A 14370-nucleotide genomic window follows, 5' to 3' on the forward strand; every position below is an offset into this window, starting at 1 on the left:
CAAGTCACTTCGCCAGACGCTTGAGGCCGATCACCATCACTCCCGCCCCCAGCATCATCGCCGTCAGAAACAACGGATAAGAAATCCACCACGGCGTGCCGGCGGTCATCATGCTGAATTCGGACATGCCGCCAATACTCGCAATCAGGTTCAACGGCAAAAACACCACGTTGATCAGGGTCAGTTTGCGCAGCAGGTTGTTCATGCTGTTGTTCATCAAGTTACCCCGGGCGTCGATCAACCCGGAGAACACCGTGGAGTAGATTTCCGCCTGTTTGTAGCACTGGTTGTTTTCGATGATCAGGTCGTCGATCAAACCAATGGCTTCAGCACTGAAGTGTTCCTTCGCTGCATGATTACGCAGCCGGGTCAGGACCGCGCCGTTGCTGTGAATGGCGTTGATGTAATAGATCAGGCTTTCGCTGAGGTTGAACATCTGGATCAGGTGCTGGTTCTGCATCGAGGCGTTGAATTTTTGCTGCAACTCCCGGGCAACCATCTTGATCACCTTGAGGTGGCCCAGATAGTGATGAATGTTGTTGAACAGCAGGTCGAGCAACACATCCAGTGGCGTCTTCAGTGACTGCCGCGTGCCGAGGCCGCTGAGCGGCGAGTCGTCGGTGGCGATCACCAGCAGACGCCCCGGGGAAAACAGCAAGCCGCAGGACGACACTTCGAAGGCCAGGCTGCCGCCACCGGAGTAGTTTTCCGGACGCTTCCAGATCAGGAACAGGTTGTCGGGGTGGAACTCGATGCGCGACACCTCATCGGGGTCCAGGGCGGAGGCCAGGGCGTGTTCATCGAGCTTGAAATGGCTGTGCAACAAGTCCCGCTCCGCCGCATCGGGGTTACTGAACAGCACCACCTCGGCGTCCAGCCGTTCGACCGCTTGCAGCGCGCCGTGGCTCAGTTCAAAGCTCTTGATCATCGGCCGCTCACCAGGCCTGGCCGCGGCGTTTGAGCTCCAGCCGACGGACAAACTCTTCCAGCACCAAGGAATACAAATCGTCCTGCAAGTAGGCGTCTTCGATGCCGGCGTCCATGTTCGGGTTGTCGTTGACTTCGATCACCACCACTTTGTCACCGGACTGTTTGAGGTCGACGCCGTAGAGGCCGTCGCCGATGAGATTCGCGGTTTTCACCGCCAGCTCAACCACCGCTCGCGGCGCTTCGTGAACCGCCAGGGTGCGGCATTCGCCGTTGATGTCCTGGCCTTTGGCCTTGTGGTTGTAGATCTGCCAATGGCCCTTGGACATGAAGTACTGGCAGGCAAAGATCGGTTTGCGGTTGAGCACACCAATGCGCCAGTCGTATTCGGTGTAGAAGAACTCCTGAGCCAGCAGCAACACTGAGTGCTCGAACAGTTCGGCAGTCGCCTCGAGCAAGGCTTGCTGGCTTTCGACTTTAATGACGCCCTTTGAGAAACAACCGTCGGGTATCTTCAGCACCAGTGGAAACCCCAGACGCTCACCTACCCGCTCGAAATCTTCCGGTCGTTCCTTGTAGAGGATTTCAGTGGCGGGCATGCCCAGCTGATGGCTTTTGAGCAAATCAGTCAGATACACCTTGTTGGTGCAGCGCAGGATCGACGTCGGGTCATCCATCACCACCAGACCTTCGCTCTCGGCCTTTTTCGCGAAACGATAGGTGTGGTTGTCGACGCTCGTCGTTTCGCGGATCAGGAGCCCGTCGTATTCGGCAATTCGGGCGTAGTCCTTGCGTTCAATCAGCTCGACGTCGATGCCTAGCGTCTTGCCGACCCTGACGAAGTTGTCCAAAGCCTTGGGATTGGAGGGCGGCAATGCTTCTTGCGGATCGTGCAGAATGGCCAGGTCATAACGGGCCAATCGCCTGGAGCGCGGCATGCGCCAGATCTTGCGACTGAAACTGTCGAGCGCATTAGCGAACTGATCTTCCTGATCGTCACGCAACTTATGCAAGGCGCCAAACTTTACACCTTCGATGTGCCAACCGTTAGTTCGTCGAAACTCAACTAGCAATATCGGACAAGGAAAAACCTCAAACAACTGTCGAGCCAGATCCTGTAATGGCTCGATAGCGGTTTTGCCGAAGTAAAGTGTCAGGGTAAACCCTTCGGTATCGCTGTAAAGGTGATGACTGAGGGCCTTTTCCAGGGTTTTATCCAGATCATCCAGGGCCAGGCCATACAGGGATTTTCGGGTCAGTTCGCTGATGGTCCGCACCGACGGAATAACCTTGTGCCCCCGAGCTTCGGCCAGCAGCGAGCAGTAATAGCCGTGCCCGAGGTACTTGTAGCTGCGGCACAGGTTGATCACCTGAACCCGCTTGCCCTGCTCGTTGTCGCGGGTCTGTTCGAGGTATTCCTGGGCGGTGACGATGTCTTCACTGGGAAAGTAGGAGGCCCAGTCTTCCTTGCGTTCGACGATGATCATCAACTGGCTGGAAGTTCTGATCGAGGTATTTAAATAGTTTGCAGAAGTTATTGCCGTGGGCAACGTTTGCTCAGATACTTCGCGCCAATGACCTTGTACCGCTGACATAGTGATTGATCCATTGAAGAACAAGACCTTTCCTATTAAGCACGAACTTTTTCGAAAGTCTCGTTTCGTTACGCAACTTTTACGGCGGTCATATGAATACTGTTTTTCGCCTGGCGGTCATTGAAGATTTGCCGGCACTGCTGGAACTCGAACAGCAATGCTTCACCACGGATCGGCTCAACAGTCGCAGCTTTCAATGGATGATCACACGGGCTCATGGGCAACTGCTGGTGGCCCAATGTGGGGAGCTATTGCTGGGTTATGCGGTGGTGCTGTTTCACCGGGGCACGTCACTGGCGCGCCTGTACTCGATTGCGATTGCCCTTGATGCTCGCGGCAATGGACTGGGCAAACAATTGCTCGAACGTGTCGAGGCCTGCGCCCTTGAGCATGACTGCGCCTACTTGCGACTTGAAGTGCGCATCGACAACCCGACGGCGATTGCGCTGTATGAGCGCAACGGTTACCGGCGTTTCGCATTGATCCATGACTATTACCAAGACCATGCCGACGCGCTGCGGCTGGAAAAACGTATCCTCCAGCACCGCGATTCGCGCAACATCAAGGTGCCTTATTACCCGCAGACCACCGAGTTCACCTGTGGCCCGGCCTGCCTGCTGATGGCCATGGGCGCGCTGCAAGACGATCGAGCGCTGGAGCGTGGCGAAGAACTGCAAATCTGGCGCGAGGCGACCACGGTGTTCATGACGTCTGGCCACGGTGGCTGCAGCCCTCAAGGCCTGGCGCTGGCGGCGTGGCGGCGTGGCTTTCGGGTGCGGCTGCAACTGAGCATGGCCGGGCCGCTGTTTCTTGACGGCGTGCGCGATGCGCATAAAAAAGACGTAATGCGCCTGGTACACGAGGCGTTCACAACGCAGTTGCAAGCCACCGACGTGGAGCGAATGATCGGCGGACCACTGGATCTGCCACGGTTGCTGCACGATGGCGGACAGCCGCTGGTACTGATCAGCAGCTATCGCCTGACCCGCTCCAAGGCGCCGCACTGGGTGATCGTCACCGATTGCGATGAAGAGTTCGTCTACCTGCACGATCCGGATGTGGATCACAGCCAGCATCGTCAGCCGATGGACTGCCAACACTTGCCGGTCAGCCATGGGGAATTCGACAAAATGTGCAGTTTCGGACGAGGCAAGCTGCGGGCTGCGGTGATTCTCTACCGGCGTGAGTAAACCTGTGGCGAGAGAGCTTGCTCCCGCTGGGGTGCGAAGCGCCCCCCACGCAATCGACTGCTTCGCACTCGAACGGGAGCAAGCTCCCTCGCCACAGGTTATGCGTTTTACTTCAGGCCAACCTTGTATAGCCCCCCGTCATCTTCATCGGTCAATACATACAGATACCCATCCGGCCCCTGCCGCACATCGCGAATCCGTTTGTTGAGCTCACCGAGCAACCGCTCTTCGTGAACAATTTTGTCGCCGTCGAACTGCAGGCGGATCAGTTCCTGGTTCACCAGTGCACCGATAAACACGTTGTGCTGCCAGGCCTTGAAGCGATTGCTGTCGTAGAAGGCCATGCCGCTGAGGCCAGGGGATTTTGCCCAGACATGGTGTGGGCCCACGGTGCCTTCGGCGGTCTCGCCCTTGGCCTCCGGGATCGGCAGGCCGGAATAGTTGATGCCATGGGTTGCTATCGGCCAGCCGTAGTTCTTGCCTCGTTCGATAATGTTGATTTCGTCGCCGCCCCGGGGGCCGTGCTCGTTTTCCCAGAGTGTGCCGCTCCAGGGGTTGAGCGCCGCGCCTTGCGGGTTGCGATGGCCGTAGGACCAGATTTCCGGGCGCACGCCTTTTTGCCCGACGAAGGGGTTGTCCTTCGGCACCTTGCCGTCCGGATAGAGCCGCACGACCTTGCCTTGCAGTTTGTCGAGGTCCTGCGCCGTGGGCCGGTCGTTATTCTCGCCCAGGGTGATGAACAGATAACCGTCGCGGTCGAACACCAGCCGCGAGCCGAAGTGATTGCCGACCGAGAGTTTTGGCGCCTGACGGAAGATCACGTTGAAATCCTTGATGGCCGTCAGGTCTTCCGACAACCGTCCGCGACCGACCGCCGTGCCGGCCTTGTCGCCCTCACCGCCCCCTTCGGCGTAAGACAGATAGACCATGCGGTCTTGCTTGAAGTCGGGCGACAACACCACATCGAGCAAACCGCCCTGCCCCTTGGCCCAGACCTGAGGCACGCCGCTGAGCGGGGCCGAGAGTTTGCCGTCGGCGCCGACCACCCGCAGGTTGCCGGGCCGTTCGGTCACCAGCATCCCTTGGCGGTCGGGCAGAAACGCCAGGGCCCAGGGGTGTTCCAGCCCCTCAACGATCGGCGTGACCTCAAGGGTGCCCTGCTCGCTTTTCAAAACCAGGGGCGGCGCCCCGTAAACGGGCGCCATGGCTGTAAACAACACGCTGGTACAGAAGGTGGCCAAGAGGGTTTTACGCAACATGCACGATTCCTTTTGTCGTCAAAATGGCGGGCAAGACCTCTGCCCTGCCGTTCAACGGTTGCTGGTGTCTGCGTCCCGATGAGGCGGGTTGGGAATGAATTTCGGTGGGCTGGCCGGCGCCGGTCGATCCTGCGGATAGCGATTGCCGATACCGCCGTTATCGAGGGTTGGCGGCCGTGGCACAGGCGCCGTGTTCGGCCCGCGGATCACCGGGATGCCGGGTTGCGTGCCTTGCATGCTGTTGGGATTGGCCCGGCGGATCGGGCTGTTGTAAGGATTGTTGTTGGCGCCGCCCGGCAAGTTCTGGGCCAGCAGCAACGGCGAGGACGGCGCTGCGGTGTTTGCCAGCGCCAAATGACTCAGCACGCCACTCAATGCCAGCGCAATGACACCGAACACACATCGGTTCATGGAGACCTCTCAAAATGAGCGTGCGACGCTTCATGGATGAATAGCGCCACGCTACGCCTGGGGTTCGGATTTGTTAACCAAAACCTCTTCCAGAAGATGTAACACGAGTTGACCGCACCGCCGATCCGCCCGCAGCACCGGGCCGCAACCGACTGAAACTTTTGCCCTTGGCCACAGGTCACCTGAACATCAATCCACTGACGAGAGCACGGCGATGGCACGGGCAATCTGGAAAGGCGCGATCAGTTTCGGTCTGGTGCACATCCCCGTGGCGCTGGTCTCGGCAACGTCTTCCCACGGGATCGATTTCAACTGGCTCGACAGCCGCAGCATGGAGCCGGTGGGCTACAAGCGCATCAACAAAGTCACCGGCAAGGACGTCACCCAAGCGCACATCGTCAAAGGGGTCGAGTACGAAAAGGGCCGCTACGTGGTGCTCAGCGAAGAGGAGATTCGCTCGGCCCATCCACTGTCGACCCAGACCATCGACATTTTTGCCTTTGTCGACAGCGAACAGATCCCCCTGCAGAACATCGACACGCCCTACTATCTGACGCCAGATAAACGCGGTGGCAAGGTCTATGCGCTGTTGCGCGAGACCCTCAGCCAAACCGACAAGGTCGCCCTGGCCCGCGTTGTGTTGCATACCCGCCAGCACTTGGCGGCGCTGATGCCATTGGAATCGGCCATGGTCCTGGTGTTGCTGCGCTGGCCCGCCGAGGTTCGCAGCCTGGCTCAACTGGAACTGGGCAGTGACGTGACCAGGCCGGATCTGGCCAAAGGTGAACTGGAGATGGCCAAACGGCTGGTGGAGGACATGAGCGCCGACTGGACGCCTGAGGAGTACCGCGACAGCTTCGAAGACAAGATCATGGCGCTGGTCGAGAAGAAGGCGAATGAAGGCCAGATCGAAGATGTTGAAACGGCGACGGGTGAAGAGGCGCGTAAAACGGCGGATGTGATTGATCTGACCGAACTGCTCAAACGCAGCCTTGGCGGTAAGGGCACCGGTAAAACGGCCAGTAAAGCCAAAACGACCACAGACAAAAAAGCCACGAAGCATTCTCGTGGCTGACCGGTCACTGAAGTATCCATCGTTATGCGGTGAGAATATTGGCCTCTTCGCGAGCAGGCTCGCTCCCACATTGGTTCTGTGAACGACATAGATCAACGGTGGGGGCGAGCCTGCTCGCGATGGCGTTATGCGCCGCAACGCAAAACTCAGATCAAAACAAAAATCGCCAACAACCCAGCAAAAATCGCCCACTTCTCAAGGTAGTAACGGGTACGGTTACGCTTTTTGAGCGCTTTGCCCCGCAGGCGAACCTTGTAGATTCTGGTGAACAAGCGGTTGATGGCACCGGTCTTGTCGCCCGCATCGTTCGGCGCGCCCGCGGCCGCCATCACCGTACGGCTGAACCAACGGTTGAACGCCGTCGCCCAGCGATACTTCATCGGCCGTTCGACATCGCAGAACAGGATGATGCGGTTCTGCCCGGTGGTGTTTTCAGCGTAATGAATGAACGTCTCATCGAACATCACCGCTTCGCCGTCGCGCCAATGGTAGTTCTCACCATCGACGTTAATGTAGCAACCGGCATCGTTCGGCGTTTCCAGCCCCAGGTGATAACGGTACGAACCGGCATACGGATCGCGGTGCCGGACCAGTTTGGAACCCGGTGGCAACTCGGCGAACATCGCCGCCTTGATCGAGCCAATGCTTTGCACCAGTTCAGTGGTGCGCGGGCAGAGCTTGGCGGCCGACGGGTGACTGTCGCCGTACCACTTCAGATAAAAACGCTTCCAGCCACTTTTGAAAAACGAGTTGAAACCAACGTCGTCGTACTGATTCGAACGCTTGATCTCCCCGGCCTTGAGCAAATTCCGGCCTTCGGCGCGAATTTCTTCCCAATGAGCCTGCAAAGGGCTCAGGTCGGGAAAGTCCGCCGGATCGAGATAAGGTTTGCTGGGGATTTTCGAGAACAGATATAGAATGCAATTGATCGGCGCCAGAAACGTCGAGTGGTCGCTCAGTTGGCGACCCAGCTTATGGCGTACCCGACCGCGCAGATGGACATAGGCGATGGATAAAACATAAATAGCGGCAATGATAAGTTTCACGGAAGTCGTCACACGTTAGAAGTGAACAAACTGCGTCCCGATGGCGCGTTCTTGAGCCATGCCGACCGTCGGCATGGGTACGAAAGATGGCATTCTAGCCACAGTTTGTAACCAATAGTTAACCTTCAACTGTGAAAATGTGTCCACTGATGCCGCCAAAACGCCCGTGCGGCCTTAACGCCCTATCGTTTAAAGAGCCAGACCAGTACAATCGCCGCCAAACATTACGCGCCCCCCTTGGTTGATGACGGGATAAACCCCGCCTCAGCGCACTTCGACTCGGGCCAAGCGCTCCACATGCTGCTGTCCACTTATTGCCAGATGGACCTTCCGCTTCTGACCGGGATGTATTTCCCGTGGTCGGCATTGTCGGAAACGGGTACTGAATCGGTACTGCCGCAACCCTAGCTACTCTGAATGCTCCGCAGGATAAACCTTTGATTTCTACAGCTAACATCACGATGCAGTTCGGCGCCAAGCCGCTATTCGAAAACGTTTCGGTCAAATTCGGCGCGGGCAACCGCTACGGTCTGATCGGCGCCAACGGTTGCGGCAAGTCGACTTTCATGAAAATTCTCGGTGGCGACCTCGAGCCGTCCGGCGGCCAGGTCATGCTCGAGCCGAACGTGCGTCTGGGTAAATTGCGCCAGGACCAGTTCGCCTACGAAGAATTCACCGTGATCGACACCGTGATCATGGGCCACGAAGAGCTGTGGAAGGTCAAGGCCGAGCGCGACCGCATCTACTCGCTGCCGGAAATGACCGAAGAAGACGGCATGGCCGTGGCCGAGCTGGAAACCGAATTCGCCGAAATGGACGGCTACACCGCCGAATCCCGTGCCGGCGAGTTGTTGCTGGGCCTGGGAATCGGCATCGAGCAGCACTTCGGCCCGATGAGCGAAGTGTCGCCGGGCTGGAAACTGCGCGTGTTGCTGGCGCAGGCGCTGTTCTCCGATCCTGAAGTGCTGTTGCTCGACGAACCGACCAACCACCTGGACATCAACACCATCCGCTGGCTGGAAAACGTGCTGACCCAGCGCTCCAGCCTGATGATCATCATCTCCCACGACCGTCACTTCCTGAACAGCGTGTGCACCCACATGGCTGACCTGGATTACGGCGAACTGCGCCTGTTCCCGGGCAACTACGACGAGTACATGACCGTGGCGACCCAGTCCCGCGAGCAACTGCTGTCGGACAACGCCAAGAAGAAAGCGCAAATCTCGGAACTGCAATCGTTCGTCAGCCGCTTCTCGGCCAACGCCTCGAAAGCCAAGCAGGCCACTTCCCGCGCCAAGGCGATCGACAAGATCCAACTGGCCGAGGTCAAGCCTTCAAGCCGTGTGAGCCCGTTCATCCGTTTCGAACAAACCAAGAAGCTGCACCGTCAGGCGGTCATCGTCGAGCGCATGGCCAAAGGTTTCGACGGCAAGCCGCTGTTCAAGGACTTCAGCTTCCAGGTTGAAGCTGGCGAGCGCGTGGCGATCATCGGCCCGAACGGTATCGGTAAAACCACCCTGCTGCGCACTCTGGTCAATGAACTGACCCCGGACGCCGGCACCGTGAAATGGACCGACGCCGCAGAATTGGGCTACTACGCCCAGGACCATGCTCACGACTTCGAAGACGACTGCAACCTGTTCGACTGGATGGGCCAGTGGACCCAGGGCGGCGAGCAACTGGTGCGTGGCACCCTCGGCCGCATGCTGTTCTCCAACGATGAGATCCTCAAGTCGGTCAAGGTCATCTCCGGTGGTGAGCAAGGTCGCATGCTGTTCGGCAAGCTGATCCTGCAAAAGCCGAACGTGCTGGTGATGGACGAACCGACCAACCACTTGGACATGGAATCCATCGAGGCGCTGAACCTGGCGCTGGAGAACTACCCGGGCACGCTGATCTTCGTCAGCCACGACCGTGAGTTCGTATCGTCCCTGGCCACCCGCATCATCGAGTTGAGCGCCGATGGCGTGATCGACTTCAGCGGCACCTATGACGACTACCTGCGTAGTCAGGGTGTGTTGATGTAAGGCGGCTTCTGGCTGCAAGCTTCAAATGAAAAGCCCTGTCCTGGTGACGGGGCTTTTTGCATTTCAGGGCCAAAACGCCTTGGTGTTGAGACCATCGCGAGCAGGCTCGCTCCCACAGTAGAGCTCCAGTGAACATAAATTCTGCGTACGCCGTTATCCAATGTGGGAGCGAGCCTGCTCGCGATGAGCCCTCACAGGCGATGTAAATGCTGAAGGCCAATGCTGATCTGCAATCCACATCGTTAGCCAGCTTCCTTTTATTTCCCACCCGCGCCATGATGCAGTTCTCTTACCGCCGCCCGCGAACGAGCTCTCATGTCAGTGCAGCAACTGCCCCCGCAAAGCGCCACGGCGATCACCCAGCAGATCGTTTCCATCGTGTTCTATACCTTTATTGCCTTCCTCTGTATCGGCCTGCCGATTGCCGTGTTGCCGGGGTATGTGCACGAGCAGTTGGGGTTCAGCGCCCTCGTGGCGGGGCTGACTATTGGCTCCCAATACCTGGCCACCCTGCTCAGCCGGCCCATGGCCGGGCGCCTGTCGGACAGCATCGGCACCAAGCGGGTGATTGTTTACGGGTTGTCGGGGATTGTATTGAGCGGCGTGCTGACACTGCTGTCGACCCTGCTGCACAGTTTGCCGTTGTTGAGCCTGATCATCCTGATCGCCGGCCGGTTATTGCTGGGGATCGCCCAAGGATTGATCGTGGTTGGGACGGTCAGTTGGTGCATGGGTCAGCTCGGTGCCGAGCACACGGCGCGTTCAATTTCCTGGAACGGGATCGCCTCTTACGGCGCCATCGCCATCGGCGCGCCGCTGGGCGTAATGATGGTCGCTGAACTGGGGTTCACCAGCCTCGGGATCGCGTTGTCGTTGCTGGCCTTGATGGCGCTGCTGCTGATCCGCAACAAACCTTCCTTGCCGGTGATTCGCGGCGAGCGACTGCCGTTCCGTGCGGTGTTCGGGCGTATTGCGCCCTTCGGCGCGAGCCTGAGCCTGGCGTCTATCGGTTACGGCACCCTCACCACTTTTATTACCCTGTATTACGTCAGCCGTGGCTGGACCGGCGCCGCGTATTGCCTGACGGTGTTCGGGGTCTGTTTCATTCTGTCGCGGCTGTTGTTCATTTCCAGCATCAGCCGTTTCGGCGGCTTCACCTCGGCTATCGCCTGCATGAGTATTGAAACCGTGGGGCTGGTCCTGTTGTGGCTGGCGCCCTCGACGGCTTATGCCTTGATCGGCGCGGGCCTGACCGGGTTCGGCCTGTCGCTGGTCTATCCGGCGCTGGGGGTGGAAGCGATCAAGCAAGTGCCCGATTCCAGTCGCGGAGCGGGCTTGAGTGCCTATGCGGTGTTTTTCGATCTGGCACTGGCGATTGCCGGGCCGCTGATGGGCGCAGTGGCGTTGAACCTGGGGTATGCGTGGATATTCTTGAGTGCGGCGTTGTTGTCGGTAGCTGGACTGGCGTTGACCTTGCTTCTGAAGCGCCGGTCGATGGCCTGACACCTGCAGTCCCTTGTGGGAGCGAGCCTGCTCGCGATGGCGGCAGGACATTCAACCAAGTAGTCGCCTGTCAGACCGCTATCGCGAGCAGGCTCGCTCCCACAAGAGCTCCGGGGAATTTATTGATCTGCGGTTTGCATGCCGGCCCGGCTCGGTTTGCCCAAGGCATGGGAAAAGAAACGTCCGGCTTCGGAGATCAGGTTGCGGTGAATGTCCTTGCGGTCGACGCCGTCGGCATCGGTGCACAGCGCCGGCATGGTGGCGATCTGTTCTTCGTTGCACGGCGCCAGGAACACGAAGTGCCCTGCCCCGGCCAGCAATTTGAAATCCGGTGCGGTCGGCAGTTTGCGCGCCAGGGCTGCAGCGTTTTTGTCGAACGCCACCAGTTTGTCGCCATCGCCGCTGTATAGCAGCACCGGCACATGCACGTCGGCCAGGGTGTGACGGCCGAATTTCAGACTCAGCGGCGCCATCAGCAGCAAGGCATGCACTCGCGGGTCTGGCACCGGCTGCAAGTCATCGCGGTCGACGATCAGTTCACCTTGCGTGTTGCAGGCATCGTGATCATCCGGGCGCTCCTGGCAATAACGGCGCAGACGATCCAGGTCCGGCGTAGCTCCGGACAGAATCAACGCCGTCTCACCGCCCGCCGAATAGCCAATCACCCCGACTTGATCGGCATTGACGAAGGGCGCGAGCATACGGTCGCCCAACGTCGCGGTAATGGCTTCGGAAATCTGGATTGGCCGCCCGTAAAGGTTGCTCAAGGTGCCGAGACGGCTGTGGTCTTTGGAGTTGTCGCCGGGATGGATCACCGCCACCACCACAAAGCCCTTGCGTGCCAATGAGGTGGCGAGGTCGTGCAAGGCCAGCGGGGTTCCGGTGTTGCCGTGAGAGAGCATCAACATCGGGAAGCGTCCGATGGCGACTTTGGTGTCTTCACCGGCTTCGACCGTGTAACCCTCGAGCTTGCTGGAATGCTCCCTCTCACTGGACGGGTAAAAGGCGATGGCACGCATCGGCTTCAAGTCCAGCGGATCGAGGAACGTCATCTCATGGAAGCCGACGCTCCAGTGAGGATGCGGCGCAGGCGCGGCGTGCACTGAATTCAGGCTGCCAAGCAGGCAAATCAGTAGCGTTGCACAAAGACGCACCATGGGATGCCCCACCTATATTACCTGACCGCAGATATTAACCCTCGACTGCATAACCCGGGCCAGAAACTGATCACCGCCAGAAACAAAAAACTCCGTACCTGGCCATCACGATGACCAGAATACAGAGTTTCAGGGGTATTGCCTGAGCTGTTTACGACTTTTACGCAAGCCTTACGCGGCAGCGAACAATTGCTCGCTGATCTGCACGTGGGCGTCGCTCATGGCTTTGGTGCGCACGTCATCACCGTAGGCCAGGCCATGGGCGCGGACGAACTCGATGTCGGTGATGCCGAGGAAACCGAACAGCACCTTCAAGTAGTCTTCGTGAGCAGTGCCGGTCGGTTGGCCTACATGCAAACCGCCAGACGTCGAAACGATGACCACTTTCTTGCCGCCGCACAGGCCTTCAGGGCCGGCTTCGGTGTAGCGGAAGGTCTGGCCGGCCACGGCGATGCGGTCGATCCAGGCCTTGAGTTGAGTCGGGATGTTGAAGTTGTACATCGGCGCTGCAATCACGACGGCATCGGCGGCGATGAATTCGGCCAGGGCCTGCGCGCTCAGCTCGGCTTCATGCTGTTGCGCGGCGTTGCGCAGTTCAGCGGCGGTACCGGCGGCGACCAGGGTGGTGGCGGAGAAATGGCTGATGGCATCGGCGGCCAGGTCGCGGTAAGTCACCACAACGCCAGGCTCGGCGGTTTGCCAGGCTTTGACGACTTCACCGCTCAACTGACGGGAAGCCGAGTTATCACCCAGAATGCTCGAATCGATATGCAGTAATTTCATGTGGGATCTCCAAGGTGAGGATCGCCACCCGGCGATCTGATGGAGACAATCCTACCGACGAAACCAATAGCTGATTAGTCGGCAACAATGCGATAGTTTGTCCTACTGATAGAACAGTTGGATTTAAATCATGCAAGACCTCAACGACCTCTACTATTTCGCCAAGGTGGTCGACGCCGGTGGCTTCGCGGCGGCCGGGCGTTTGCTGGGGATTCCCAAGTCCCGATTGTCACGACGCATCGCCGAGCTGGAAGAACGCCTGGGCGCGCGCCTGCTGCAACGCACCACCCGCCAACTCAACCTGACCGCCGTGGGCGAGCGCTACCTGCGGCATTGTCAGGCCATGCTGCTGGAAGCCGAGATGGCCGACGAAGCGGTGGCCAGCATGTCCAGCGAACCCCGGGGGCGACTGCGGGTGTCCTGTCCGGTGGGGTTGGCCCACCACATCTTGCCGACGGTGATCAGCAGCTTTCTGGAGAAATGCCCTCAGGTTCAGTTGGAGGTCATGATGCTCAACCGTCGGGTCGACCTGGTGACCGAAGGCGTCGATGTTGCCTTGAGGGTGCGGGAACTGGGCGATGAAGATCCCTTGCTGGTCACCCGCCGCTTACGTCAGGCGCAGACCGTCATGGTCGCCAGCCCGGCGTTTCTTCGTGAGCGGGAGATCAAGTCGCCGGACGATTTGAGAAACGTGCCGATACTGGGTGCCCTGGAAGCCGATCGCCTGGTACATCTACGTATGCTCGACCAGCAGGGCAAGGCCTGTGACATGACGTTCGAAGCCCGATTGGGGATCGAGGACTTTATCGTGCGCAAGACTTGCACCTTGTCCGGGCTGGGCTTCACCATATTGCCGATGATGTATTGCGAGCAGGAACTGGAAAACGGTTCGCTGGTGCAATTGCTGCCCGACTGGTCATTGCCGGGCGGCTGGTTGCAAGCGGTCTACCCGCATCGACGCGGGGTGATGCCGGCGGTGCGCGCCTGGATCGACCATTTGATCGAATCATTCAATGCCTGTGGGGACCGACTGCTATGAAGGCAAGACCAATGAGCGAAGAGGACGTCGCGCAATTCTGCCTGGGGCTGCCCGGCGCGCGGGAAGATTACAAGTGGGGGGGTGTGCGGGTGTTCTCGATTGCCGGGAACAAAATGTTCGCCTTGCAGAACCTGCGGGGACAGTCCCTGGCCTTCAAGGTCGACAAGGACCTGTTCCTGGGCCATTGCGACCGGCCAGGCATTCACCCGGCGCCGTATCTGGCCCGGGCTCAGTGGATCATCATGGAAACGCCCTACCCGCTGGGCACCGAAGAACTGCGAGGCTTGCTGCAACGTTCCCACCAACTGGTGGTGAGCAAGTTGCCCAAGCGCACGCAGGTCGGCTTGCTGCTTTAAAG

The 14370-nt window shown here is 58.9% G+C and carries 13 protein-coding genes; 6 read left to right on the forward strand and 7 right to left on the reverse strand.

Going from position 1 to position 14370, the window contains the following annotated elements; genetic code table 11:
• Positions 1-4 precede the first annotated feature (4 nt).
• A complete protein-coding gene (locus QMK51_RS15035; protein ID WP_320390721.1) occupies positions 5-928 on the reverse strand; it encodes a magnesium transporter CorA family protein in 924 nt (307 codons plus the stop codon).
• 7 nt (positions 929-935) lie between these two features.
• Positions 936-2414 carry a RimK family protein gene (locus tag QMK51_RS15040; protein ID WP_258695946.1) on the reverse strand — a complete coding sequence of 493 codons (1479 nt, stop codon included), beginning with the start codon at positions 2412-2414 and terminating at the stop codon, positions 936-938.
• A 200-nt stretch (positions 2415-2614) separates the two neighbouring features.
• Between QMK51_RS15040 and QMK51_RS15045 the strand changes: the two genes are divergently transcribed.
• Positions 2615-3712: a GNAT family N-acetyltransferase/peptidase C39 family protein gene (locus tag QMK51_RS15045; RefSeq protein WP_320390722.1), complete on the forward strand. Its 1098-nt coding sequence runs from the start codon at positions 2615-2617 to the stop codon at positions 3710-3712.
• A 107-nt stretch (positions 3713-3819) separates the two neighbouring features.
• Here QMK51_RS15045 and QMK51_RS15050 read toward each other — a convergent pair whose 3' ends face one another.
• Complete coding sequence (locus QMK51_RS15050) at positions 3820-4971, reverse strand: PQQ-dependent sugar dehydrogenase (RefSeq protein ID WP_320390723.1); 1152 nt, start codon at positions 4969-4971, stop codon at positions 3820-3822.
• Positions 4972-5022: 51 nt separating this feature from the next.
• Positions 5023-5382 (reverse strand): hypothetical protein, encoded by a 360-nt coding sequence (locus tag QMK51_RS15055; RefSeq protein WP_320390724.1) that lies wholly within the window; start codon positions 5380-5382, stop codon positions 5023-5025.
• A gap of 214 nt (positions 5383-5596) precedes the next feature.
• On the opposite strand from QMK51_RS15055, the gene QMK51_RS15060 reads away from it, so the two are divergent.
• Complete coding sequence (locus QMK51_RS15060) at positions 5597-6457, forward strand: Ku protein (RefSeq protein ID WP_320390725.1); 861 nt, start codon at positions 5597-5599, stop codon at positions 6455-6457.
• A 146-nt stretch (positions 6458-6603) separates the two neighbouring features.
• Here QMK51_RS15060 and lpxO read toward each other — a convergent pair whose 3' ends face one another.
• Complete coding sequence (gene lpxO / locus QMK51_RS15065) at positions 6604-7503, reverse strand: lipid A hydroxylase LpxO (protein WP_320390726.1); 900 nt, start codon at positions 7501-7503, stop codon at positions 6604-6606.
• 437 nt (positions 7504-7940) lie between these two features.
• On the opposite strand from lpxO, the gene QMK51_RS15070 reads away from it, so the two are divergent.
• The gene (locus tag QMK51_RS15070) at positions 7941-9530 is read left to right on the forward strand and encodes an ABC-F family ATPase (RefSeq protein WP_258695952.1); all 1590 of its coding nucleotides are present in this window, start codon (positions 7941-7943) and stop codon (positions 9528-9530) included.
• 315 nt (positions 9531-9845) lie between these two features.
• On the forward strand, positions 9846-11033 hold the full coding sequence (locus tag QMK51_RS15075) for an MFS transporter (protein ID WP_320390727.1): 1188 nt from the start codon (positions 9846-9848) through the stop codon (positions 11031-11033).
• Positions 11034-11152: 119 nt separating this feature from the next.
• Here QMK51_RS15075 and QMK51_RS15080 read toward each other — a convergent pair whose 3' ends face one another.
• Together QMK51_RS15080 and QMK51_RS15085 are read right to left on the reverse strand one after the other, a co-directional pair.
• Complete coding sequence (locus QMK51_RS15080; protein ID WP_320390728.1) at positions 11153-12190, reverse strand: dienelactone hydrolase; 1038 nt, start codon at positions 12188-12190, stop codon at positions 11153-11155.
• A 171-nt stretch (positions 12191-12361) separates the two neighbouring features.
• Entirely contained in the window at positions 12362-12973 is a 612-nt protein-coding gene (locus QMK51_RS15085) for an FMN-dependent NADH-azoreductase (protein ID WP_320390729.1), read from the reverse strand.
• 130 nt (positions 12974-13103) lie between these two features.
• Between QMK51_RS15085 and QMK51_RS15090 the strand changes: the two genes are divergently transcribed.
• Positions 13104-14012: a LysR substrate-binding domain-containing protein gene (locus QMK51_RS15090; RefSeq protein WP_258695955.1), complete on the forward strand. Its 909-nt coding sequence runs from the start codon at positions 13104-13106 to the stop codon at positions 14010-14012.
• The gene (locus QMK51_RS15095) at positions 14009-14368 is read left to right on the forward strand and encodes an MmcQ/YjbR family DNA-binding protein (protein ID WP_258695956.1); all 360 of its coding nucleotides are present in this window, start codon (positions 14009-14011) and stop codon (positions 14366-14368) included. Before QMK51_RS15090 ends, QMK51_RS15095 begins: the two co-directional genes overlap by 4 nt.
• Positions 14369-14370: the final 2 nt, after the last annotated feature.

The organism is Pseudomonas sp. P9_31 (assembly GCF_034008235.1).
Taxonomy (GTDB): Bacteria; Pseudomonadota; Gammaproteobacteria; order Pseudomonadales; family Pseudomonadaceae; genus Aquipseudomonas.